This window comes from Actinoplanes italicus, from assembly GCF_003001815.1.
Taxonomy (GTDB): Bacteria; Actinomycetota; Actinomycetes; order Mycobacteriales; family Micromonosporaceae; genus Actinoplanes; species Actinoplanes italicus.
On the sequence record NZ_PVMZ01000010.1, the window covers coordinates 125,359 to 146,365 of the forward strand.

Annotated in this window: 19 protein-coding genes; 10 read left to right on the forward strand and 9 right to left on the reverse strand. The window is 70.4% G+C overall.

Annotation, left to right across the window (positions count from 1 at the left end):
• Positions 1 to 64: 64 nt before the first annotated feature.
• Entirely contained in the window at positions 65 to 1,432 is a 1,368-nt protein-coding gene (locus tag CLV67_RS24515; protein ID WP_106322264.1) for a PQQ-dependent sugar dehydrogenase, read from the forward strand.
• 4 nt (positions 1,433 to 1,436) lie between these two features.
• On the opposite strand, the gene CLV67_RS24520 is transcribed toward CLV67_RS24515, so the two are convergent.
• Positions 1,437 to 2,606, reverse strand: coding sequence for a cation diffusion facilitator family transporter (locus CLV67_RS24520; RefSeq protein ID WP_249037961.1), 1,170 nt, complete (start codon positions 2,604 to 2,606; stop codon positions 1,437 to 1,439).
• A gap of 20 nt (positions 2,607 to 2,626) precedes the next feature.
• Here CLV67_RS24520 and CLV67_RS24525 point away from each other — a divergent pair, with 20 nt between their 5' ends.
• The 3 genes from CLV67_RS24525 to CLV67_RS24535 all read left to right on the forward strand — a co-directional run bounded on the left by CLV67_RS24525 (position 2,627) and on the right by CLV67_RS24535 (position 5,414).
• Positions 2,627 to 3,010: an ArsR/SmtB family transcription factor gene (locus CLV67_RS24525; protein ID WP_106322266.1), complete on the forward strand. Its 384-nt coding sequence runs from the start codon at positions 2,627 to 2,629 to the stop codon at positions 3,008 to 3,010.
• Positions 3,011 to 3,217: 207 nt separating this feature from the next.
• A complete protein-coding gene (locus CLV67_RS24530) occupies positions 3,218 to 3,409 on the forward strand; it encodes a hypothetical protein (RefSeq protein WP_106322268.1) in 192 nt (63 codons plus the stop codon).
• A 1,636-nt stretch (positions 3,410 to 5,045) separates the two neighbouring features.
• Complete coding sequence (locus CLV67_RS24535) at positions 5,046 to 5,414, forward strand: response regulator (protein WP_106322270.1); 369 nt, start codon at positions 5,046 to 5,048, stop codon at positions 5,412 to 5,414.
• On the opposite strand, the gene CLV67_RS54305 is transcribed toward CLV67_RS24535, so the two are convergent.
• Together CLV67_RS54305 and CLV67_RS24545 are read right to left on the reverse strand one after the other, a co-directional pair.
• Complete coding sequence (locus CLV67_RS54305; protein WP_106322272.1) at positions 5,397 to 7,445, reverse strand: sensor histidine kinase; 2,049 nt, start codon at positions 7,443 to 7,445, stop codon at positions 5,397 to 5,399. The genes CLV67_RS24535 and CLV67_RS54305 overlap by 18 nt on opposite strands.
• A gap of 40 nt (positions 7,446 to 7,485) precedes the next feature.
• The gene (locus CLV67_RS24545; RefSeq protein WP_239166318.1) at positions 7,486 to 8,172 is read right to left on the reverse strand and encodes a MerR family transcriptional regulator; all 687 of its coding nucleotides are present in this window, start codon (positions 8,170 to 8,172) and stop codon (positions 7,486 to 7,488) included.
• A 371-nt stretch (positions 8,173 to 8,543) separates the two neighbouring features.
• On the opposite strand from CLV67_RS24545, the gene CLV67_RS24550 reads away from it, so the two are divergent.
• Complete coding sequence (locus CLV67_RS24550; RefSeq protein ID WP_106322276.1) at positions 8,544 to 9,299, forward strand: helix-turn-helix domain-containing protein; 756 nt, start codon at positions 8,544 to 8,546, stop codon at positions 9,297 to 9,299.
• 52 nt (positions 9,300 to 9,351) lie between these two features.
• Here the strand turns inward: CLV67_RS24550 and CLV67_RS24555 are convergent, their stop codons facing one another.
• The 3 genes from CLV67_RS24555 to CLV67_RS24565 are packed head-to-tail and all read right to left on the reverse strand — an operon-like array spanning position 9,352 to position 12,502.
• Positions 9,352 to 10,083: a class I SAM-dependent methyltransferase gene (locus tag CLV67_RS24555; protein WP_106322278.1), complete on the reverse strand. Its 732-nt coding sequence runs from the start codon at positions 10,081 to 10,083 to the stop codon at positions 9,352 to 9,354.
• Entirely contained in the window at positions 10,067 to 11,260 is a 1,194-nt protein-coding gene (locus CLV67_RS24560; protein ID WP_106322280.1) for a DegT/DnrJ/EryC1/StrS family aminotransferase, read from the reverse strand. The genes CLV67_RS24555 and CLV67_RS24560 overlap by 17 nt, the downstream gene beginning before the upstream one ends.
• A gap of 42 nt (positions 11,261 to 11,302) precedes the next feature.
• Positions 11,303 to 12,502, reverse strand: a complete 1,200-nt coding sequence (locus CLV67_RS24565) for a class I SAM-dependent methyltransferase (RefSeq protein ID WP_275414906.1) — start codon at positions 12,500 to 12,502, stop codon at positions 11,303 to 11,305.
• A gap of 269 nt (positions 12,503 to 12,771) precedes the next feature.
• Here CLV67_RS24565 and CLV67_RS24570 point away from each other — a divergent pair, with 269 nt between their 5' ends.
• Positions 12,772 to 14,184: an NAD(P)/FAD-dependent oxidoreductase gene (locus CLV67_RS24570; RefSeq protein WP_106322285.1), complete on the forward strand. Its 1,413-nt coding sequence runs from the start codon at positions 12,772 to 12,774 to the stop codon at positions 14,182 to 14,184.
• 13 nt (positions 14,185 to 14,197) lie between these two features.
• On the forward strand, positions 14,198 to 15,355 hold the full coding sequence (locus tag CLV67_RS24575) for an epoxide hydrolase family protein (RefSeq protein WP_106322287.1): 1,158 nt from the start codon (positions 14,198 to 14,200) through the stop codon (positions 15,353 to 15,355).
• A gap of 69 nt (positions 15,356 to 15,424) precedes the next feature.
• On the opposite strand, the gene CLV67_RS24580 is transcribed toward CLV67_RS24575, so the two are convergent.
• The 3 genes from CLV67_RS24580 to CLV67_RS24590 are packed head-to-tail and all read right to left on the reverse strand — an operon-like array spanning position 15,425 to position 17,460.
• Complete coding sequence (locus CLV67_RS24580) at positions 15,425 to 15,673, reverse strand: chorismate mutase (protein WP_106322289.1); 249 nt, start codon at positions 15,671 to 15,673, stop codon at positions 15,425 to 15,427.
• A 9-nt stretch (positions 15,674 to 15,682) separates the two neighbouring features.
• Positions 15,683 to 16,624, reverse strand: a complete 942-nt coding sequence (locus tag CLV67_RS24585; RefSeq protein ID WP_106322672.1) for a hypothetical protein — start codon at positions 16,622 to 16,624, stop codon at positions 15,683 to 15,685.
• 41 nt (positions 16,625 to 16,665) lie between these two features.
• Positions 16,666 to 17,460 carry a helix-turn-helix domain-containing protein gene (locus tag CLV67_RS24590; protein WP_106322291.1) on the reverse strand — a complete coding sequence of 265 codons (795 nt, stop codon included), beginning with the start codon at positions 17,458 to 17,460 and terminating at the stop codon, positions 16,666 to 16,668.
• A gap of 302 nt (positions 17,461 to 17,762) precedes the next feature.
• On the opposite strand from CLV67_RS24590, the gene CLV67_RS24595 reads away from it, so the two are divergent.
• Genes CLV67_RS24595 through CLV67_RS24605 form a run of 3 tightly spaced genes read left to right on the forward strand, consistent with a single transcriptional unit; the run spans position 17,763 to position 20,918 of the window.
• Entirely contained in the window at positions 17,763 to 18,863 is a 1,101-nt protein-coding gene (locus tag CLV67_RS24595; RefSeq protein ID WP_239166313.1) for a carboxymuconolactone decarboxylase family protein, read from the forward strand.
• A 37-nt stretch (positions 18,864 to 18,900) separates the two neighbouring features.
• Complete coding sequence (locus tag CLV67_RS24600) at positions 18,901 to 19,890, forward strand: DUF1702 family protein (protein WP_106322293.1); 990 nt, start codon at positions 18,901 to 18,903, stop codon at positions 19,888 to 19,890.
• Between the two features lie 26 nt (positions 19,891 to 19,916).
• Positions 19,917 to 20,918 (forward strand): DUF1702 family protein, encoded by a 1,002-nt coding sequence (locus CLV67_RS24605; protein ID WP_106322295.1) that lies wholly within the window; start codon positions 19,917 to 19,919, stop codon positions 20,916 to 20,918.
• The last annotated feature ends 89 nt before the right edge of the window (positions 20,919 to 21,007 follow it).

Genomic DNA, 21,007 nt, shown 5'->3' on the forward strand with positions numbered 1-21,007 from the left:
CCGAACACCCTTCTTCGGGTGCGCCGGGTTGCGGCCCGGCCCGCGGGTGGGTAGAGATGCACCGGTGAGAACTGTGACGCGCGGTGTGCTGACCACGAGCCTGCTGTTCACCCTGGGTGCCTGCACGGCTGAGGAGCGTGGTGTCCCGGTGCCTCCGGCGGCGCCCGCACCCGCGGCGTCGGCCGCGGAGAAGGTCCCGGACCTGGTGCCGACCACCGTGCGCGTCCTCGGCGGCACGGGTGCCGGCCCGTTCGACTCCGAGCGGAAGGTGCAGGCCCCGCCCGGGTGGACGGTCACCGTGTGGGCCCGCATCGACAAGGCGCGCCTGCTCGCCTGGACCCCGGACGGGCAGCTGCTCGTGTCGCGACCCAAGTTCGGCGACGTCATCGCGCTCACCCCCGGCGCCGGCGACACCGTCCCGGCGCAGCGCACCCTGCTCAGCGGGCTCAACCAGCCGCACGGGCTCGACTTCGACGGCGACACCCTCTACGTGGCCGAGAGTGATCAGGTCAACGCCTACACGTACAAGTCCGGCGAGGTCTCCGGCCGCAAGGTCGTGATCGACGGGCTGCCCGACGCCAAGAGCCCTGAGCTGCGCGGCGCGTACTCGCACGCGCTCAAGAGCGTCGCGATCGGTGAGGACGGCAGCATCTACGTCTCGGTCGGATCGACCGGCAACGTGTCGGCCGAGGACCGCGAGGCCTCCCCGGAGCGGGCGAGCATCCTGCGGGCGCCCTCCGGCGGGGGCGAGGCGACCACGTTCGCCCGCGGGGTCCGCAACGGCACCGGGCTCGCGATCGACCCCGACGGCGCCGTGTGGACCGCCGTCAACCACCGGGACAACATCGAATTCCCGTACGCCAAGGACTACGACGGTGACGGCGACTCCGATGCCGGCAAGGTGATGCAGAAGTACGTCAACGACCACCCGATGGAGCAGCTCGCCCGGCTGACGCAGGGCCGTGACCTGGGCTGGCCGTACTGCAACTCCGAGGCCGACGTCGAACCCGGCGACCCGGGCTCACCGCTGAACTACACCGGGCGGCCGTTCGTCCGCGACATCCAGATGAACGCCGACGGCGCGAAACTCGACTGCGGCAAGCTGGCCCCGATCGAGCAGGGCATGGGCGCGCACTCGGCGCCGCTCGGGCTCAGCTTCGTCACCGATCCGGGCCTGCCCGGGGCGTACGGACCGGGCGCGCTCGTGGGCATCCACGGCTCGTGGAACCGCAACCCGCCCCGCCCGCCGGAGGTCTCGTTCTTCGCCTGGCGAAACGGCGCCCTCGGCGCGCAGCAGACCCTGCTCGGAGGCTTCCAGAACGAGGACGGCTCCCGCTGGGGCCGTCCGGTGATGGCGGTCCAGGGCCCGGACGGCGCCCTCTACGTCAGCGACGACCACGCCAACGCCGTGTACCGGGTGACCCCCGCCTGACGATTCACCGGCGCCGCGCGTGGGACAGCTCACCGTGGTGCCGGTCGCCCGGATGACTGTCCGGGTCGACGTGCACCGTCGCGCCGGTCAGCCGGGGCACATGATGGGTCAGCTGGTGCTCGGCGTCCGCGGCGATCTCGTGCGCGGCGATCAGTGTCAGCCCCGAGTCGACGACGATGCCGGCCTCCGCGTGCAGCCGGTGACCGATCCAGCGCATCCGCAGCGCGGACACGTCGTGGATGCCGGGAACCGCGCGCAGCTCCCGTTCGGCCCGCTCGACGATCGCCGGGTCGACCCGGTCCATCAGCCGGTGGTAGACCTCGCGGGCGGCGTCCTTGAGCACGAACAGGATCGCCACCGTGATGACCAGGCCGACCACCGGGTCGGCCCAGCCCCAGCCCAGCCCGGTTCCCGCCGCCGCCAGGACCACGGCGAGCGACGTGAACCCGTCGGTCCGCGCGTGCAGCCCGTCGGCGACCAGCGCGGCCGACCCGATCCTCCGGCCCACGGTGATCCGGTAGCGGGCGACCAGCTCGTTGCCGGCGAACCCGATCAGCCCCGCCGCGAACACCCACGGCAGGTGCGTCATCGTGCGCGGGCTCAGCAGCCGGTCCACCGCGAACCATCCGGCCGCCACCGCCGATCCGGCGATCACCAGGACGATGACGATGCCGGCGAGATCCTCGGCACGACCGAAACCATAGGTGTACGCCCTGGTGGCGGCCCGCCGGCCCAGGATGAAGGCGATCCCCAGCGGTACGGCGGTGAGTGCGTCGGCCACGTTGTGCAGGGTGTCGCCGAGCAGCGCCACCGAACCGGAGAGCACCACGATCAGCGCCTGCAGAAGCGCGGTGACGCCGAGCGCCACCAGCGAGATCCACAGGGCCCTCAACCCGTCCCGCGACGACTCGAGAGCGCTGTCGACCTTGTCGGCGCTGTCGTGCGAATGCGGAGTGAACAGGTGCCGCAGCCGGTTGTTGCCGCCTGCGTGCTTGTGCCCGTGCCGCCCATGCTCGTGCTGGTGGTCCGGCTCGTGCTGGTGGTCCGGCTCGTGCTGGTGGTCCGGCTCGTGCTGGTGGTCCGGCTCGTGCTGGTGGTCCGGCTCGTGCTGGTGGTCCGGCTCGTGCTCGTGGTCCGGCTGGTGCTCGTGGCCGTGGTGTGCGTGATGGCCCATGGTCGGCATAATATGTGCTCATGCGCGCACGCGACAACGTTGCAAATGCCAGTGACCTGCAGAAACAAGCGGTGGGCGACGACGTGATCGAGGCAGCAACCACCCTGTTGGCGATGCTTTCCGACCCCACTCGGCTGCGCCTGGCGGCCTGCCTGCTGGACGGCGAACAGGACGTGACGACACTGACCGAAGCCGTCGGAGCCGCCCGTCCCGCCGTCTCCCAGCACCTGGGCAAACTCCGCCTGGCCGGGGTGACGAGGGTTCGCCGGGAGGGCCGCCGCCAGGTGTACACCCTGGCCGACGACCACGTGCGCCGCCTGGTGACCGAGGCGCTCTACACCGCCGAGCACCGCCTGCCTGGCCGGCCGGCCCACCACGGCCCGCCGCTCCCACGCAGCCGCTGACCGCCTGCCGCTCAGACGCAGCCACCGTCCGCCCGCCGGTTTCGCGCAGCCGCTGACCACTCATCGACGTCGTCGCGTGGCCGCTGACCTTCTCATCCGCCGATTTCGCGTCGCCGCTGGCCTTCTGCGCGCCGTTTCGCGTGGCCGCCGGCCCCATCCGTGCGTGGAAGTTCATCGCCGCGCCGGTACGGTGCCGCCACGATCGACATGCTTCACAGCTGGATCAGCAGGGCCGGCAGCGAAGGCGGGCCGCTACTCATCTGCGACGCGGATGAATTCACCGCGTGGACCCGCGTGATCCACGACGATGACTGGCAACACGATCCGGCCTGCGACCTGGCGCGGGCCATTGCCGTGCTCTACGCCGACGACGATGAACTAGAGAGCTTTCGCGGTTGAGGTTCCCGGCCCGTCAGCCGCATCCGTCTGAGCCGTGATGGCGCTCGGCCGGCTGATGGCCTGGCGTCACCGTCGTGGGCTCCGGAATCGCGGGGTCGGCTACCGCCGCGCGCCGGTGCTGGACGATCAACTACGGCCGTTTTCGGAGCCCGGCTCCGGGATATCGCTGCCTCCGGCCCGGTAAAGGGTTCGCCGCCCAAGGCTGGGCGATCAGGCAGTCCGGGGAAGGGTCCGCCTGCCACAGCTGGGCGATCAACAGCCCGAGGAAGGGTTCACCGGCCACGGCTGGGCGATCAACAGCCCGCGGAAGGGTTCACCGCCCACGGCTGGGCGATCAGATCAGGCGGTCCGGGACATGGCTATCCCCACCAGCCTCAGACCCTGACCGTACAAGGTGTCTAGAGAGCCTTCGCAGTCGAGGTCTGAACCCATGAGCCGCATCAGGGACTTCGGACAAGGGCTGGCGGGCTCCCGGGACGGCTGTCTGCCTGCCGTCGGGCGGCGCTCGGCCCGGGGCGGGTTCGGCGTTGCCGGCCTGGGTTACGGCTCGCGGCCCGATACCGCCACGTTGGGGTGCTGGACGATCAACTACGGCCGTTTTACGGGCCCGGCTCCGGGATACGGCTGCCTCCCGCGCTGGGAAGGGTGCGCTGGCCATGGCCGGGCGATGAACAGGCGCCAGGAAGGGTGCGCTGGCCACGGCCGGGCGATCAACAGCCACCCGACCCCGCCACCCGTAGCTCAGCCGTGGAAGTCGGCCGGCAACGGAGGGCAGCGGGATCCCTTGGCCGCTGCTAAGAGCGCGGCCTGAGCCGGTGCTGCGGAGAGCGCGGCCTGAGCCGGTGCTCCGGAGAGTGTCGCTGTGGAGGGCTGGTGTTGCGGCGGTGGGATCACACGCAGCCGTTGCGTGCGACCCTGCCGCCGCGATGGCGGCGGCAGGCGTCCACGGACCCGCGACGTGGGACCTCACCGTTGTTGCCGACGACGTCAGGAGCATGCGCGAAGCCTGATTGTGTGCCCCAGTCGTAGCCAAGCCACGTCATGGCAGCTGGATTCGAGGGCTGAGATCGGGCCGGCGAGCTGGACCTCGACTGCGAAAGCTCTCTGGACGCGGCTCCGATCCCTTTCGGTCCCGGCGACACCTGGCATGCGGGTTTGCTATGGGAGATGGACGGCGCCGGCGCTGCTGAGACCGCGATCGCGACCGCCGGCCGGCCGAGCCTGAGGGACCCGCTGCGGCCGAGACTTCTGATCATGCGCTCCTGAGTGAACACCGATGCTCACGATGCCCCGCGTCGCTACGTGACGAGCCTCGATGCCGCCGATACGCACGGGCGAACAGCACGGGCGAACAGGACCGGCGACAGCGACTGGAGCCGTCGCTGGAGCAGCCTCGATCGTCAACCGGGTGAACCTCTGACTCGCCCGTCGATCGCCATCCACCTAGATTCCTAGGATGCTCTACGGGTGGTGCGCTGGCTGACATCAACCCAGCGACGGCGGCAGCGGCCAGGACTTCAGGGACGCGCCGCGCGGCGCGGGTGAGCGGTACGGCGGCGAAGCGCCCACATCGCGCCGATGCCTCTCCTACCCTTGTGTAAATGCGGTGTTACCTGTTCGAGGGCCGTTCCTCGGTATGACGGTTCTGGTGCTGGCCGAGGACGATGACGACATCCGCATGCTGGCGGCCCGGATCCTGCGGCGTGCTGATTTCACGGTGATCGAGGCGGCGGACGGGAACGCGGCGCTGGCCGCGGTGCGTGAGCATCGTCCGGCGATTCTGGTCAGTGACATCGACATGCCGCACCTGTCCGGTGTCGAGCTGTGTCGGCGGCTCCGGGCCGACCCGGTCACGGCGGATCTTCCGGTGATCTTCGTGAGTGGGAGCCTGACTCCGGGTGACGATCGGCCGGCGCGGGCGGGGGCCACGGCGGTCGTGATGAAGCCGTTCCTGCCGACGGACCTGGTCGACTGTGTGCGCAGGACGTTAGCCGCCGTGTTCTGACCGGTCGGCGGGCAGCCGTACGGTGATCTTCGTGCCGGGTCCGCTGGTGGGGACCACGCGGATGCTGCCGTGGTGGAGGTTGACGATGGCGCGGCTCAGCGCCAGGCCGAGGCCGTTGCCGGGGATGCGGTTCTCGCGGGTGCGTGCCGAGCGGTAGAAGCGGGCGAACAGCCGGTCGTGTTCGGCGTGTGGTACGCCGAGGCCGGTGTCGGTGACGGTCAGTTCGACGGCTGCCGGGTCGGGGCGGGTCATGCGTACGGTCACCTCGCCCGCGCCGAGGGTGTGTTTGATGGCGTTGCCGAGCAGTTCGGTGACGACCTGGCGAAGTCTTGCGGCGTCGCCGGTGACGGTCGGTTCGACCTGCAGGTCGAGTTTGACCGACACCTGTGCGGCTTCGGCGGCCGGGTGGACCTCGGCGTCGGCGGCGCGGATCACGGCGGCCAGGTCGACGGGACGGTGGGTGAGGGTGGCGTGCCCACCGTCCAGGGCGGCGAGGTCGAGCAGCTGGTCGACGATGGTGCGCAGGATGGCGCTGTTGCGGCTGAGCACGTCGAGCATGCCGGGTAGTTCGGCGACGACGGTGTCGGGGTCGGATTCGCGCAGCATCTCGACGTAGGCGGTGATCGATGTCAGCGGGGTGCGCAGTTCGTGGCCGATCAGGGCGAGGTAGTCGTCCTTGCTGCGGTGCAGGGCGAGGGTGAGTTCGTCGGCGCGGTGCCGTTCCAGGAATTCGGCGATGCGTGCGCCGATGCCGGCGAGCAGGCTGATGAGGGGGTCGGCGGGGTCGTCGACGGCGGTGGCGCGGAACGACAGGACGGCGAGGACGCGGCTGCCGGTGGGTGCGGGTACGGCGAGGCGGACCCGGTCGGTTCCGGGTTCGTGTCCGGCCCAGACGGTGCGTCCGGTGCGCCAGGCGGTGTCGGTGACGGTGTCGCCGGGGTCGAATTCGGTGTTCGGGTCGCAGGTGGCGGAGTTGCCGATGTCGGGGCTGCCGGTGTGGTGGTGGGCGGCCGGCAGCAGGGTTCCGGCCTCCTGGTCGACGAGCCAGATCTCGCCGTACGGCCAGCCGAACCCGTCGCAGATGGCGGCGAGCACCGGTGGCCCGGCCTCCTGGATGCTGCCGGCGTTGGCGAGTGCCTCGGTGACCGCCTGGTCGACGTCTCGGAACCGGCCGGCGCGGCGTTGTTCTGTCACGTCGCGTACGGTGACGACGGATCCGAGGTGGTGCCGGCCGGCGCCGATGATGGGTTGTGCGTCGACGGTGATGGTGCGGGGGTGGCCGCCGGGGATGTTGACGAGCAGGTCGGTGTCGCGCAGGCGTTCGCCGCGCAGGGCGCGCAGGAGTGGCAGGTCGTCGGCGGGCAGTGGTCGCCCGTGCAGGTCGGTGACGCGGCTGTGTGGCGCCCAGTCGCGGATGGGGGTGCCGACGGGGATGCGGCCGGAGAGTTCGCGGGCGTAGTCGTTCTGGAAGACCAGGTTGCCGTTCTCGTCGCAGGCCGCGACGCCGATCTTGAGGCTTCGCAGGAGTGCGTCGAGGAATCGGCGCTGGGTGTCGGCGCGGTGTTGACCGGCGACGAATTCGGCGCAGGCCTGGGCTGCTTCGTCGACGGCGGCCAGCTGGTCGGGGGTCCAGTCGCGGGGCTGGTAGTCGATGACGTTGCAGACGCCGAGGATGCCGTCGTGTTCGTGGTGGATCGGGAAGCCGGCGTAGCCGCGGACGCCCGCGTCGACGGCCGGTGCGGCGTCGGGCACGCGGGGGTCGTCGCGGATGTCGGTGATGATCAGCGGCTCTCCGGTTTCGAGGACGAGGCCGGCCAGCGTGGAGCGGGAGGGTGTGTTTCCTGGCCGGGGCCATTCGGGTGGCATGCCGGACGCTCCGGCGAGGATGAGTCCGTCGCCGTCGCCGGTCAGCAGGATCAGTGCCGTCGGCGCGTCGGCGGCCCGGGCGAGGACCGCCGCGAACCTGCTCACCCCGTGATCCAGCACGCCGGACGGGCTCATCCGGACGAAACCCCGGGAAGGAGCACCCATGTGTCGAGCCAACCACCTCGCCGGACGCCGGCGGTCGGGTTCACCGCATTCGGGGCGGGCGGGCCGTCTGCGCGGGGCTGGTCGGCGGCGCCGGGGTGGCGGGCTCGGGGAATCGTAGTGACGCGTGGTGCTCGTGTGCCATCCGGTGCAGGACCTGGAAGGCGACCTTGAACATCACGGCGCGGGCGATCATGGCGCCGCGGTCGACGTCATCGGTGCTGGCGGGGAGGAGTTCCATCTCGGCGACGGCGAGACGGCTGGCGGCCTCGGCGAAGTTCTCGAGGAAACCGAGGTCGTCGTCGCAGCCGAGGCTCCGGAGGGTGGCGACGACCTGAGCGAGCGCCTCGGGGCCGGCGGATTCCTCGCGGTTGCGCCAATCCATCCGGTGGATGAAGCCGTCGATCTCGTTCTGGGCCTCGGCGATCGATTCCGAGCGTGGTGCGGGGGAGCCGTGTGGGTAGAGCAGGCGGTTCAGATTGCGGAAGACCTCCGGTAACGGGATGGCGTGGTCGTCCACCATGGACACCAGTTCTCGAACGGAAGTGAGATCGAGTGCGGCCATGTTGGTGAGTGCGCGGACGAACCTAATCCTGCGCAGGTGGCGTTCGTCGTATTCCGCCTGGTTGCGAGCGGTCATCGTCCCTGGCGGTAGCAGCTTCTCGCGGAGATAGAACCTAATGGTTGCGACCGGAATTCCGCTCTGCCGGCTGAGGTCCGATATTCGCACCGCGCTCCCACCGTGGTTGAGTCCAACCGCAATTTTCGGGCGGGCTGACTCCTCGGCCGGGCGGCCGGCCCGCTGATTCAAGACACTACCGGTCGGCCGGAGCGTGACACCACTGAGCGGCCGATATGCCCGAATAATAAAAATTGAGAGTTATATTGACTTGGATCAAAATAGGGTGATAGTCGGGAGTGCTACTCACGGCACGATTCGATATGCGCTGAGCTCGCGGCGGGGTTAGCGTTCCAAGGAGTGGAGCGATCGGCCGTGGGGGTGACGAGGCCGGCCTCAGACGACGGCGTCGCCGCGTGCCAGCTGGCCGCGCGCCCGGCGCCCTGAGCCGATGTCCGAAAGCAAGCGCGTGGGAGAGATTGATGTATAGCAGCACCGAACGAGCTGTCGGACGCGTCATCGACAAGATGCGTGACAATCTTTCGGAGCCGTTGACAGTCGACGACATGGCTAGAGCCGCGATGTTCAGCAAATTCCATTTCACCCGTGTATTCCAGCGAGTCACCGGAACCTCTCCCGGACGATTTCTGTCGGCCATCCGGTTGCAGGAGGCGAAGCGTCTGCTGATCACCACGAAATTGAATGTGGCGGAAATCAGCCTTCGCGTCGGATACAACAGTGTCGGCACTTTCAGTACACGATTCACGAAGAGTGTCGGGCTGTCACCGACCATGTACCGGCGTCTGGGCGGATACGCTTCACGCATTCCCGTCCAGTCTCGTGGCCCCGAGCGCAACACCATTGTCGGAACCGCCGACGGGTCGGTCGAGAAGTCGATTCCCGGTCCGATCTTCATGGGCCTCTTCCCGCAACGCATCCCGGAGGGCCGGCCGGTGTGCTGCATGGTCCTCGACGAGCCGGGCGAGTTCTTCTTCGCCGGGGTGCCCGACGGTTCCTGGTATCTGCTCTGCCACTCGGTCTCCGGCGACCTGTTCAATCTGCATCAGCAGTGCGTCACCGTCGCCTCGGTCGGCCCGATCGTGGTCCGCGGAACGCGTACCTTCCCGATCAACGTCCGCCTCAAGCCGGCCTCGAAGATCGACCCGCCGGTCCTGCTGGCCCTGCTGGACAGCCGCAAGGCCGCGATCGAGCGCCTGGAGACGGCGAAGGCGGCCTGAGGTCCTGCCTTGCCCCGGGCGGCCGCGGCGTGCGCCGCCCGGGGACGGTGGGCTACCGGCGTACCGCCACGAACAGGCCGGGACTGTTCGGCCGGCCGTCGGCCAGCTGCAGCCCGCCGACGAGCCGGACCGAGCAGTCCGCCGCGGCGAACGCGTCCTCGTAGTCCTCCTGGTCGAACAGGCTGACCACCAGCACCTCGCTGAAGTCGCGGAACCCGGAGGCGTCGGCCACCGTGAACCGCACCTCGTGCCGGGTCTTGTCGCCGTCGCGCACCGAGCGGGTGAGCCGGGAGACCACCCGGCCGTCCTCCTTCAGCACGTGCCCGCCGACATGCCCGTCGGTGAAGTTCGACGGGAACCACCAGGGCTCGACCACCAGCACTCCGCCGGGCACGACGTGCGCGGCCATCCGGGCGATCGCGGCCGTCAGCTCCTTGCGGTCGTCCATGCAGCCGACCGAGTTGCCGACACAGGTCAGGGCGTCGAAGGTGCGGCCCAGGTCGAAGTCGCGCATGTCGCCGGCGTGGATCGGCACGTCCGGCAGCCGGTCGCGGGCCACGGCGGCCATCGCCGGCGCGTACTCGATGCCCTCGACGTCGTCGAACAGGTTGGCGAAGGCCGCCAGGTGTGCCCCGGTGCCGCAGGCCACGTCGAGCAGCGACCGTGCCTGCGGCCGGTGTTGGCGGATGAGGGCGGCCAGTGCGGCCGCCTCGCCGGAGAAGTCCTTGCCCCGGCTCTCGAAGACCGCGTCGTAGAACTCCGCGTGCTCAGGTCCGTACTGCATCTCGTCCTTCCTCTGCATCGTGGCGCCGGGCCGGTGTCCGAGGGGCCGGCCGGGTGACGAACTCGCGCAGGCCGGCTACCACCGACCGCACGTCGTCGTCGGTCAGCCCCTGGTGCAGCGGCAGGCACAGCGTGGAATCGGCGGCGTGGTCGGCCCCCGGCAGCCTGGCCGGCGTGCCGTAGGCCGCGACCCGGTTCAGCGGGTGGTAGCGGAACGTCGTGTAGACGCCCCGGCGGTACAGATGGCGGGCGACCTCGTCACGGATCGCCGGGTCGACCTGGATCCAGTACAGGTAGTGGGAACTGAGGTGGCCCGCCGGCAGTGGGGGCGGCCGTTCGACGCCGGGCAGGTGGGCGAGCAGCGTGTCGTACAACGCGGTGATCTGCTGCCGGCGGCGCACGAAACCGGGCAGCCGGCGCAGCTGGACGGTGCCGATCGCGGCCAGCACGTCGTTGGTGACCGACCGCCGCCCGAACGACGACACCTCGAAGTCCCACCATCGGGTACGGGCACGGGCCGCCTCGTCGAAGCCGCTGCGCTGCTCCATGCCCAGGTACGCCGCGGTCCGCGCGCGGGCCACGAGATGCGGGTCGGGGGAGTGCAGCATGCCGCCGTCGACCGCGACCGCGATCTTGCCGTGGTCGAAGCTCCACACCCCGATGTCACCGAACGTGCCGCAGGATCGCCCGTCGACCGAGGAGGCCTGGGCGTTGGCGGCGTCCTCGACGAGCCGGACGCCGCGCCGCCGGCACATCCGGGCGATCTCGGCGATGTCACCGGGATGCCCGCCGTAGTGCAGCACGATCACGGCTTTGGTGGCCGGGGTCAGCCGCGACTCGATCTCGGCGGCCGTCGGGTTGAGCGACCTCGCGTCGACGTCGCAGAAGACCGGCCGGGCGCCGCGGGCACCGACCGCGTTGGCCGCGCCGACGAAACTCACCGCGGGCAGCACCACCTCGTCACCCGGCCCGACGCCGAGCAGCTCCAGCGCCAGGAAGGTGGCCTCGGTACACGAGTTCATCGACACCATCGAGTCGCCGGGCACCCCGATGTGCCGGGCGAAGGCCTGCTCGAACTCCTCGGTGCGGCTGCCCCGGCCGATCCAGTTGCCGGAGAACACCTGCGCCACGGCGGCGAGCTCCTCCTCGCCCAGCATCGGCTGGAAGACGTTGATCATCGGACGGTCCTCCCCTTGAGGCGTCGTTGACTGCGGCACGGCTCAGACGATGTGCACGTCGGGGACGTAGAAGATCCAGCGGCCGCCGGCGTCGTGGAACCGGCGCTCCTTGGCCAGGATCTCGTCGGCGTGGTTCCACGCGAACAGCAGCGCGTAGTCCGGGTAGGGCGCGGCGAACCGGTCCGGGGCGTGCACCGGGATGTGCGAGCCGGGGGTCAGCCGGCCCTGCTTCTCCGGTGTGGTGTCGGAGACGAACGGGATCAGGTCCGGGCCGATGCCGCAGAAGTTGGTGACCGTGGTGCTGCGCGACGTGGCGCCGTACCCGGCCACCGTCTTGCCCTGCGCGCGCAGGTCGCGCAGCAGCGCCACCAGATCCCGCCGGATCCGGTCGATGTTCGCCCCGAACCGCTCGAACGTCTCGGGCCGGGTCAGTCCCAGCCGGTCCTCCTGCTCCAGCAGATCATCCAGGCCGGAGACCCGGCGCCGGCCGGGCCGCGCGAACTTGTACCGCATCGACCCGCCGTGCACGGGCAGACGCTCGGCCTCCACCAGCTCGAAACCGAACCTCTCGGCCATCGCGGTCACCGACCGTACCGAGAAGAGGTAGAAGTGCTCGTCGTAGATCTGGTCGAAGTAGTTGTGCGCGATGATGTCGCCGAGATACCGGTCCTCGAAGACGAACACCCCGTCGTCGGCGAGCAGCCGGTCCACACCGGCCAGAACCGAGCCGATGTAGGCGATGTGGCTGAACGTGTTCGCCGAGAAGATCACCTTGGCGGGGCCGTGTTCCTCCCGCAGCCGTGCCGCCGTCGACTCCTCGAAGAACTCGACCTTGGCCCGTACCCCCTTGGCGCGGGCCACCTCGACGGCGCCGGCCGACGCGTCGATCCCCAGGTGACGGACACCGGCGTCGGCGACGGCCTTGAGCAGGACACCGTCGTTGCAGCCGATCTCCACGATGAGGTCGCCCGGCCCGGTCAGCTCGGTCTCCATCAGGTGCAGGGCGGTGCGCTCGAAATGCTTGCGCATGATCGACGAACTGCACGATCGGTACGGATAGTTCTCGTGGAACATTCGTGTGCGGGGGGTCTCCTGCATCAGCTGAACCATTCCGCACGAGGTGCAGATGCCGACCGCCAGCCAGAAGAACTCCTCCTCCCGCAGTTCGTCGGCGCGGAGGAATGCGTTGGACACCGGCTGGTTGCCGAAGTCGAACTTCTCCTCGACCATCCCGCCACATATTCCGCATGATGTCGTTCGCGCTGATCTGCCGTCACTTGCCACGTCGGCCAGCCCCTTCGGGTTCAAAAAGGATCGCGAATACGGCTCCCGGGGATTTACTGCAATCCGCATTTCGACCCTCGCACCGCCCGATCCGGCCCGGCAACCTCCAGGATGCCCCGCTGCGGTGGGACCGGACCGTATTGCGCAAGGCGTGAGATGCGCGGAATTCGACGGCACTGCCAGGCTCGGGTGCGTGTGGAGACAACGAATCTGAGGGAGGTGCCACGATGCCGGAAACTGTCGGCGATCGTGTAGTGGTGCTCGGCGGTGGCCTGGGGGCCCTGCTGGCCGCCAGAGTCCTCGCCGGCGCCTACCGGGAGGTGATCCTGGTGGAACGCGACGAGGTGGTGGACGTGGCCGGGCCCCGCCGCGGGGTGCCCCACGGCCGGCACGCGCACGGCCTGGTGGCCCGGGGACATCAGATCTTCGAGCAGCTCTACCCCGGACTGACCCAGCGCATGATCGACGGCGGGGTACGGCCCGGCGACTTCAACGGCGACATCCGCTGGTACTTCGGCGGGCGCCGGATCCGGCCGGCGATCTCCGGGCTGATCTCGGTCCCGGCGACCCGGCCGGTCCTCGAATTCCACCTGCGCGCCATGGTGCAGGCTCTGCCGGGAGTGCGTTTCCTGCAGAACCACGACGTGCTCGGCCTCGAGACCACCCCTGACCGCCGGCGGGTCACCGGCGCCCGCGTGCAGAGCCGCCGGCCCGGCGAACAGCCCACGGTGCTGCCCGCGGACCTGGTCATCGACATGACCGGGCGCGGCTCACGTGCCCCGGCGTGGCTGTCCGAACTCGGGTACGGCCGGCCCGCAGAGGACAAGGTCCGCATCGATCTCGCGTACACGACCCGCCACTACCGGCTCGACGCCGACCCGTTCGGCCCGGACCTCGCCATGATCCCGGCCGCCACCCCGTCACATCCGCGCGGCGCGTTCTTCTACCGTCTGCCCGGCGACGACAACCGCGTCGAACTGTCGCTCACCGGCGTGCTCGGCGACCATCCGCCCACCGACCCCGACGGCTTCCTCGACTACGTCCGGTCACTGCCGGTCCCGGAGATCCACCGGGCGGTGTGCGACGCCGAGCCGCTCGACGACCCGGTCATGTTCCGGTTCCCGGGCAGCGTGCGCCGCCGCTACGAGCGGCTCACCCGCTTTCCGGACAACTTCCTGATCATGGGTGACGCGGTGTGCAGCTTCAACCCCGTCTACGCCCAGGGCATGACCGTCGCCGCGCTGGAGACCCTCGTGCTCGGCCGGCATCTGGCGCGTGGCCGTACACCGCAATGGCGGTCGTTCTTCACCGACATCGCCGGGCAGATCGACGCGCCGTGGGACTTCACGGCCAACGCCGACCTCGGCTACGCCGCGGTGCAGGGCCGCCGTACCCCCAAGACCCGCCTGATCAATGCCTACGTCGCCCGGCTGCAGCTCGCGGCGGCGCACGACGCCGGGCTCGGCAACGCGTTCGTCCGGGTCGCGGGCCTCATCGACCCGCCGACCCGGCTGCTCACCCCCGGCAAGGTCGTGCGGGTGCTGCGCAAGTCCCGGTGGGACGCGCCCCGGCCCGATCCCGCCCCCGCCCCCGCCGCCCGGGCCCAGGCCCAGGCCCAGGCCCAGGCCGACCACCTTTAGCAGGAGGGACCCGATGGAACCGTTCCACATCGACGTCGCGCAGGACGAGCTGGACGATCTGCACCGGCGCATCGACGCGACCCGCTGGCCCGGTGAGCTCCCCGACGCCGGCTGGAGCCGGGGCGTGCCGGTCGGCTACCTGCGGGAACTGGCCGATTACTGGCGCACCGGCTACGACTGGCGCGTGCACGAGGCCCGCCTCAACCGGCACCCGCAGTTCACCACCGAGATCGACGGCGCGACCGTGCACTTCCTGCACGTGCGCTCCGCCGAACCGGGCGCCACCCCGCTGCTGCTCACCCACGGCTGGCCCGGAACCAACGCCGAGTTCCTCGACGTGATCGAGCCGCTGACCGACCCGGCCCGGCACGGCGGCGACCCGGCCGACGCGTTCCACCTGGTCATCCCGTCCATTCCGGGATTCGGGTTCTCGCCGCACCCGGGCGAGCCGGGCTGGGACACCGGCCGCGTCGCGCGGGCCTGGGCCGAGCTGATGCGCCGGCTCGGGTACGACCGCTATGTGGCACAGGGCGGTGACTGGGGCTCGCCGATCTCGCTGCGCCTCGGCCTCGCCGACCCCGGCCACGTGCTGGGCGTGCACGTCAACATGCTGGTGACACTGCCGCCGCCGGACCCGGCCGCGCTGCACGGGCTGTCGGCCGAGGACATGGAGCGGCTGCGGTTCACCGGTGACTTCGCGCAGGACGGCATGGGCTGGATGAAGATCCAGTCGACGCGGCCGCAGACCCTGTCGTACGCGCTGACCGACTCACCGGTCGGGCAGCTGGCCTGGATCACCGAGAAGTTCATGGAGTGGACCGACGCGGAGAAGGCACCCGAGGACGCGGTGAGCCGCGACGACATCCTCACCAACGTCACCCTCTTCTGGCTGACCGCCACGGCCGGGCCCAGCGCTCAGTTCTACTACGAGTCGTCGCATGTGGATGCCGACTTCGTGCGTACCTGGGGAGGCCCCTGGCCTTTGGAGATGCCGGTCGGGGTGGCGTGTTTCCCCAAGGACGCGGTACGCCCGATCCGGCGCTTCGCCGAGCAGATCCTGCCGACGCTGGGCCACTGGTCGGAGTTCGGCCGGGGCGGACACTTCCCCGCCCTGGAGCAGCCGGAACTGCTGGTCCGCGACATCCGGGCCTTCACCGCCGGGCTGCGCTGACGATCAAGAACGAAGCCGGGGTACGCCACACGCGGCGTACCCCGGCTCCTGCCGTTGACTGAAGTGGTGTCACAACGGACCGCGGCCCGCCTGCAGCAACAGCAGTGCCAGCTTCACTCCCTCGGTGCCGAGGCCGGCGCGGAACCGGCGCAGCACCACCTCCTCGCGGCTGAGCACCAGCCGCGTGCCGCCGGCGGCGATCCGCTTGGCGCCGATGTCCTGCGACAGGCCCGCGCGTTCACGCCACAGCCGGATGAGTTCGTCGTCGATCTCGTCGATGCGTTCCCGCATCTCGCCGATCTCGCTGTTCTCGTTCATGACGAGCCTTCAGTTGTACGGCATCATCGGGAACCAGCCGTAGCCGAAACGGGCCGGCAACCGCAGGTCCCAGTACACGACGGTGAACACGCCCAGCGCGATCAGCAGCGCCCCCGTGACCGCCGCGGCACGCCGCGGGTCGGCGAGCCAGCGCACCGCCCGGCCCCGCGTCACCATGATGATCAGTGCGAAGATCACGGCGACCAGCACGACGTTGCCGATCGACTGGAGCACGAACGCGGCGGCGCCGAACAGCGGATTGCCGTTGTCGACGGCCCAGTGGAACAGCTTGTTGAACATCGGGTACGGGCGTCCGATCAGGAAACCGCCGGCCAGCGCGCCGAAGACGACGACCCGGCGGGCGGGATGCGCGGCGAACGGGTCCCGGACCAGGCCGATCGCGGCGAGACCGAGCCAGATGAGTACGAGCCCGATGATCCCGAAGACGACGGCGGACTGGATCAGGCGTACCGGCATGCCGCCGACCGTCGCGGTGGACAGCTGCGGCAGGCGCTCACCCAGCAGCACACCGACGAAGCCGTACGTGCCGGACACGGCCACCATGCCGGCCAGCAGCAGGCCCGTCGGCCGCGCCAGCGTGCGCAGCACCCCCGCGCCGTCGTGGCGGACGCTGCCGCCGGCCTGGCCCAGCGGCCCCAGCGACGCGGCCATCGCGATGTTGCAGGCGGTGAAGGTGCCCGCCAGGCCGGACACCAGCGAGAACAGCAGCGCGGCTCCGGCGCCGGACAGGGCGGTCTCCTTGGCGGGGTGGCCCAGGAGGGTGTCGGCCACGTTCTCGCCGATCACCGTGTCCACGAAGTGGAACGACCACAGGATCGCCAGCAGCACGCCGGCACCGGCGCTGAGCAGCACGAGCCGCGTCCGGCGCTGTGGCACGGCCTCGCGGGCGGTATCGGGCGGGACGAGTTGCTTCGTCGGTCCGAGGGGCACGGGATCCTCCAGTGGGGTGAGTCGGTGCCCGCGGTCGCGGATCACGCCGCGTGGGCGAGAGTCTCGGTCCGGCCGTAGGCGGCGCCGATCCGGTCGAGTGCGTAGTTGCGGACGTCGAGCAGGGCCAGCAGGACCGGCGGGTCCAGAGCCCGGCACGGCCGCAGGTCGAGGTCGATCGACATGACGGAGTTGCGGTGGATCGCGATCGGCCCGGCCGTGGCGACCTTCACCGGGCGGTCCGCGTGGTCGGGCTCGACGCCCGTGTCACCGCCGGAGACCGACTGGGCCAGCAGGAACCACCGGCCCAGCGGCGGATTGTCGAACACGACGTGGTCCTTCTCCCGCACCACGGCACAACGCGCCGGGCGGCCCTCCGGGATACGGTCGGTGAACAGGCCCACGAAGATCAGCGCGTCCGGGTCGGGCTCGTCCAGATGCAGCTCGCAGCGCACCGCCGCGCTGGAGAAGCCGGCGCCGACGGGTTCGGCGGTGATCGCGTCGGCAAAGCCCTCACGCTGCCGGTAGATCGTGGGCGGCATGCCGACGCTGCGGCTGAAACGCGAGCTGAAGGTACCGACGCTGTTGTAGCCGACGCTGATGCTGATGTCGGAGACCTTCATCGAGGTGGAGACGAGGAGCTCTTTGGCCTTCTGCAGCCTTAGCGCCGAGAGGAAACGACCCGGCGACACCCCGGTTACACGCTGGAATACACGAGTGAAATGGAATTTGCTGAACATCGCGGAACGTGCGAGATCATCGACTGTCAACTGTTCGCCGAGGCGTCCCTGCATGGTCTCGATTGCGCGTAGAGCGGCGATCTCATTGGTGTCTTCCATTGCTGCGTCACGCTCCTTGGGGAAGGGTGGCCATCGTCGTAACACGCATCGGGTGCAGTCAATGTCGCGAACGCAATGAAATTGCAAATTCCTCACCGAGGCTATCGAGCCTGCTGTGACGCGGGCAACCGGAGCGGGGCAACCTGGGAGGAGACCGCAATACCGAAGTGGCGTATCACCGTGATCAATTGGTTGCGGCGGTGGGCTGACTATTCTTCGATCGTGCGGTCCACTCGTGAGCAGTTCTTGTCGCACTGATTTCGAGACGATAATGGCGACTCCACGAGTCAGGAGTTGCTGCCATGATCGTCAGCCGGATGACCGCCTCGACCGTGCAACGCCAGGTCCGCCACGTCTCCCCCGTGCCGCCGGACGCCGCCACGGGCGTGGTCGCCGCGACCTACGCCCAGATCGCCGACGAGATGCGGATGGTCATCCCGCCGGCCCTGATGCACTCGCCCTCGCCGCGTGCCCTCGCCGCCTACTGGATGCTGATGCGCGAGTCACTGCTCGTCGGCGACCTCGCCGACCGTGCCCGCAAGGAGGCCGTCGCGGCCGCCGTCGCCGTCGCCACGATCTGCCCCTACTGCGTCGACATGCACACCGTGAGCATGTACGAGCTCAGCGGCGAACACGACGCCGAGCAGCTGTCCGCCGACCGGATCGGCGCGATGCACGACCCCGCCATCCGTGAGATCAGCGCGTGGGCCCGCAGCGCCCACCAGGCACCGGAGGGCACGGCCCTGCCCGCCGGTCTCAGCGCGGCGCAACGCGGTGAGCTCATCGGCACGCTGACCGCCATGCACTACCTGACCCGCACGGTGAACGTCTTCCTCGCCAACTTCCTGCTGCCGCCGGTCCTGGTCGGCCGGGCCCGCAGGCGCATGAAGCAGGGGCTCGGCCGGCTGCTGCGCTCGACCCTGCGCGCCCCGCGGGCACCCGGGCGCTCCGTCGGACTGCTTCCGCCCGCCGACCTGCCCGCCGACCTGCGATGGGCCGCCGCCAGCCCCACCGTGGCCCGGGCGATGGCCGGCGCGGCCGCCACCTACGACGCCGCCGCCGGGCGCTGGCTGTCCGACGGGGTACGCGCGCTCGTCGCCGGCCACCTCGACCGGTGGCACGGCGAGGAGACCGGGATCTCGACCGCCTGGTGCGAGGACGCGCTGGCCGGCCTGGACCCGCACGACCGCGCCACCGGGCGGCTGGCGCTGCTCACCGCCGTCGCCTCGCACCAGGTCGGCGACGACACGGTGGCCGCCTTCCGTGACGTGCTGCCCGGCGACGAGGCACTCGTGGAGGTGACCGGCTGGGCCGCGTTCGAAGCGGCCCGCCGCATCGGCGCCCGGCAAACGGACATCGATGACGGCGCACGAAAGGAGACGCATCCGCAAGGCGCCGCGTAACACGATGGACAGAACCCGATACGTCTGGAGTGCCGACATGCCCGGAGTTTTCGGAGCCCTTCGCCGATTCGCCCTCAGCCCCTCGCTGAACGACGTCAGTTTCGCCGGGCGAGGATTTCCGGTGACGCCCACCCGCGCCACCCGTGCGCTGGAGGCGATACCGCAGTCGGTGGTCTGCGGGTTTGAATGGGGTATCGACGTCGCCTCGCTCGAGGATCTGCGGCGGCGGCTGGAAATGGTGACCGCGGAACTGCGTGGATTCGCCTATGAGGGCGCCACCATGGCGCTGACCATTCGCGACGCCATGGCCGCCGGGCGGGGTACCAGGACCCGGGAACTGCTTGCCGGACCGGGCCGTCCGCACACATTCCTGACGTACATCGGAATCGGTTTCGCCATGGCCCGGCTGCCTCGTGTGCTGTGGCGCGGGGTGCTGCCCGACCTGACCGGCACGCCCTACTACCCGACGATGAGCTGGCTGGCCGTCGACGGCTACGGCTTCGACCGCGCGTACTTCGACACCGAGCGCGTGATCACCCGCCAGCGCAAGCTCGACCCCTACCCGTGGCGCGGGCGGCCCGACTACTTCCCGCACGCCGTCGACCAGGGCATCGGCCGGGCCCTGTGGTTCATCCACGGCGGCCGCCCCGACCCGGTGAGCGCCGCGCTGCGCGCCTTCGCCCCGGACCGTCACGCCGATCTGTGGAGCGGCGTGGGCCTGGCGGCCACCTTCGCCGGCGGATGCGACCGGGCAGGCCTGACCGGACTGCGGGCCGACGCCGGGGAGCACGCGCCGCACCTGGCACAGGGAGCCGTGTTCGCGGCCAAGGCCCGGCACTTCTCCGGCTTCGTCACCGACCACACCGAGGTGGCGGTGCACGCACTGGCCGGCCTGCCGGTCGCGACCGCCGCCGAACTCGCCGACGACGTGAGCCTCACCGGCGCGCACGGCGGCGAACCCGACTACGAGTCCTGGCGGCGGCAGGTCCGCGAGCACGTCACCCGCGACCACGCGGCCCGCCCGTGACCTGACAACTTCTGTGGAGGCCCCGAATGGGAACCTGGCACGCCCTGCGCCGACGGATCCTGACCCCCGACATCTCACAGACCCGCGTCGGCGTACGCGGATTCCACGCCAAGTCACCCGAAGCCGTGCAACGGCTCGAAACGGTGGGACGCTCGTTCCTGACCGGCTACGGCGCGGCCGCCGCCACCGGGCGTTCCGAGAACGTCGTGACCGAACTCGCCGGGCTCGACGAGACGTACCGCGGATTCGCCTTCGAAGGCGCCGGCATGGCCATGGCCGTCCTCGACGGGCTGCCGTTCGGGCACACCCACCACGTGCGGGACTTCCTCGCCGGGCCTGGCGACCCGCACGTCTACATGGTCTACGTCGGCGTCGGCTGGGCGATGGCCCGCCTGCCGCGGTTGCGCTGGAGCACCCTGCACGCCCCCGACCCGCTGCTGCGCTGGCTGGTCCTCGACGGCTACGGCTTCCACCAGGCCTACTTCCGCACCCGGCGCTACGTGCACGAACACTTCCGTGACGAACGGCTCGGATGGCCCGCAGGCGGATCGGCCGAGCACACCGGCAGCGTCGTCGACCAGGGCATCGGCCGGGCCACCTGGTTCGTCGGCGGCGCCGACCCGCACCGGGTCGCCGCCCTGCTGGACGCCTTCCCCGAACACCGGCGCGGCGACCTGTACAGCGGGGCTGGGCTCGCCGCCACCTACGCCGGCGGCGTGACCCGTACCGAACTCGAGGACTTCGCCCGCCTCGCCGGCCCGCACCGGCCCCAGGTCGCCCAGGGCGCGGCGTTCGCCGCAGCCGCCCGACTGCGCGCCGGCCTGGTCGTCGACCACAACGAACTCGCGACCGAGGTGCTGTGCGGCACCGACGTGGCGACCGCCTCGGCCGTCACCGACCGCGCCCGCGAGGGCCTCACCGACACCGGCGACGTCCCCGCCTACGCCACCTGGCGGGAGCGGATCGCCGGCGCCTTCACGTCACAGGCCGGCGTGACCACGCCACGGCGGGACGGTCCGCGCACCTGACCTCCCGGCACCACGAAGACGGTTCGCCGCGACACGCGCGAACCGCCGGACACCGCGCGGCCTCGCCGCGGAAGGAGACAGCGATCACC

Excerpts from the sequence above, each read along its gene's own strand:
- CLV67_RS24535 (WP_106322270.1), top strand. The coding sequence starts at position 5,046 with ATGACGGTTCTGGTGCTGGCCGAGGACGATGACGACATCCGCATGCTG.
- CLV67_RS24570 (WP_106322285.1), top strand. The coding sequence starts at position 12,772 with ATGCCGGAAACTGTCGGCGATCGTGTAGTGGTGCTCGGCGGTGGCCTG.
- CLV67_RS24550 (WP_106322276.1), top strand. The coding sequence starts at position 8,544 with ATGTATAGCAGCACCGAACGAGCTGTCGGACGCGTCATCGACAAGATG.
- CLV67_RS24525 (WP_106322266.1), top strand. The coding sequence starts at position 2,627 with ATGCGCGCACGCGACAACGTTGCAAATGCCAGTGACCTGCAGAAACAA.
- CLV67_RS24580 (WP_106322289.1), bottom strand. The coding sequence starts at position 15,673 with ATGAACGAGAACAGCGAGATCGGCGAGATGCGGGAACGCATCGACGAG.
- CLV67_RS24575 (WP_106322287.1), top strand. The coding sequence starts at position 14,198 with ATGGAACCGTTCCACATCGACGTCGCGCAGGACGAGCTGGACGATCTG.
- CLV67_RS24530 (WP_106322268.1), top strand. The coding sequence starts at position 3,218 with ATGCTTCACAGCTGGATCAGCAGGGCCGGCAGCGAAGGCGGGCCGCTA.
- CLV67_RS24590 (WP_106322291.1), bottom strand. The coding sequence starts at position 17,460 with ATGGAAGACACCAATGAGATCGCCGCTCTACGCGCAATCGAGACCATG.
- CLV67_RS54305 (WP_106322272.1), bottom strand. The coding sequence starts at position 7,445 with ATGGGTGCTCCTTCCCGGGGTTTCGTCCGGATGAGCCCGTCCGGCGTG.
- CLV67_RS24595 (WP_239166313.1), top strand. The coding sequence starts at position 17,763 with ATGATCGTCAGCCGGATGACCGCCTCGACCGTGCAACGCCAGGTCCGC.
- CLV67_RS24560 (WP_106322280.1), bottom strand. The coding sequence starts at position 11,260 with ATGATCAACGTCTTCCAGCCGATGCTGGGCGAGGAGGAGCTCGCCGCC.
- CLV67_RS24605 (WP_106322295.1), top strand. The coding sequence starts at position 19,917 with ATGGGAACCTGGCACGCCCTGCGCCGACGGATCCTGACCCCCGACATC.
- CLV67_RS24555 (WP_106322278.1), bottom strand. The coding sequence starts at position 10,083 with ATGCAGTACGGACCTGAGCACGCGGAGTTCTACGACGCGGTCTTCGAG.
- CLV67_RS24600 (WP_106322293.1), top strand. The coding sequence starts at position 18,901 with ATGCCCGGAGTTTTCGGAGCCCTTCGCCGATTCGCCCTCAGCCCCTCG.
- CLV67_RS24520 (WP_249037961.1), bottom strand. The coding sequence starts at position 2,606 with ATGGGCCATCACGCACACCACGGCCACGAGCACCAGCCGGACCACGAG.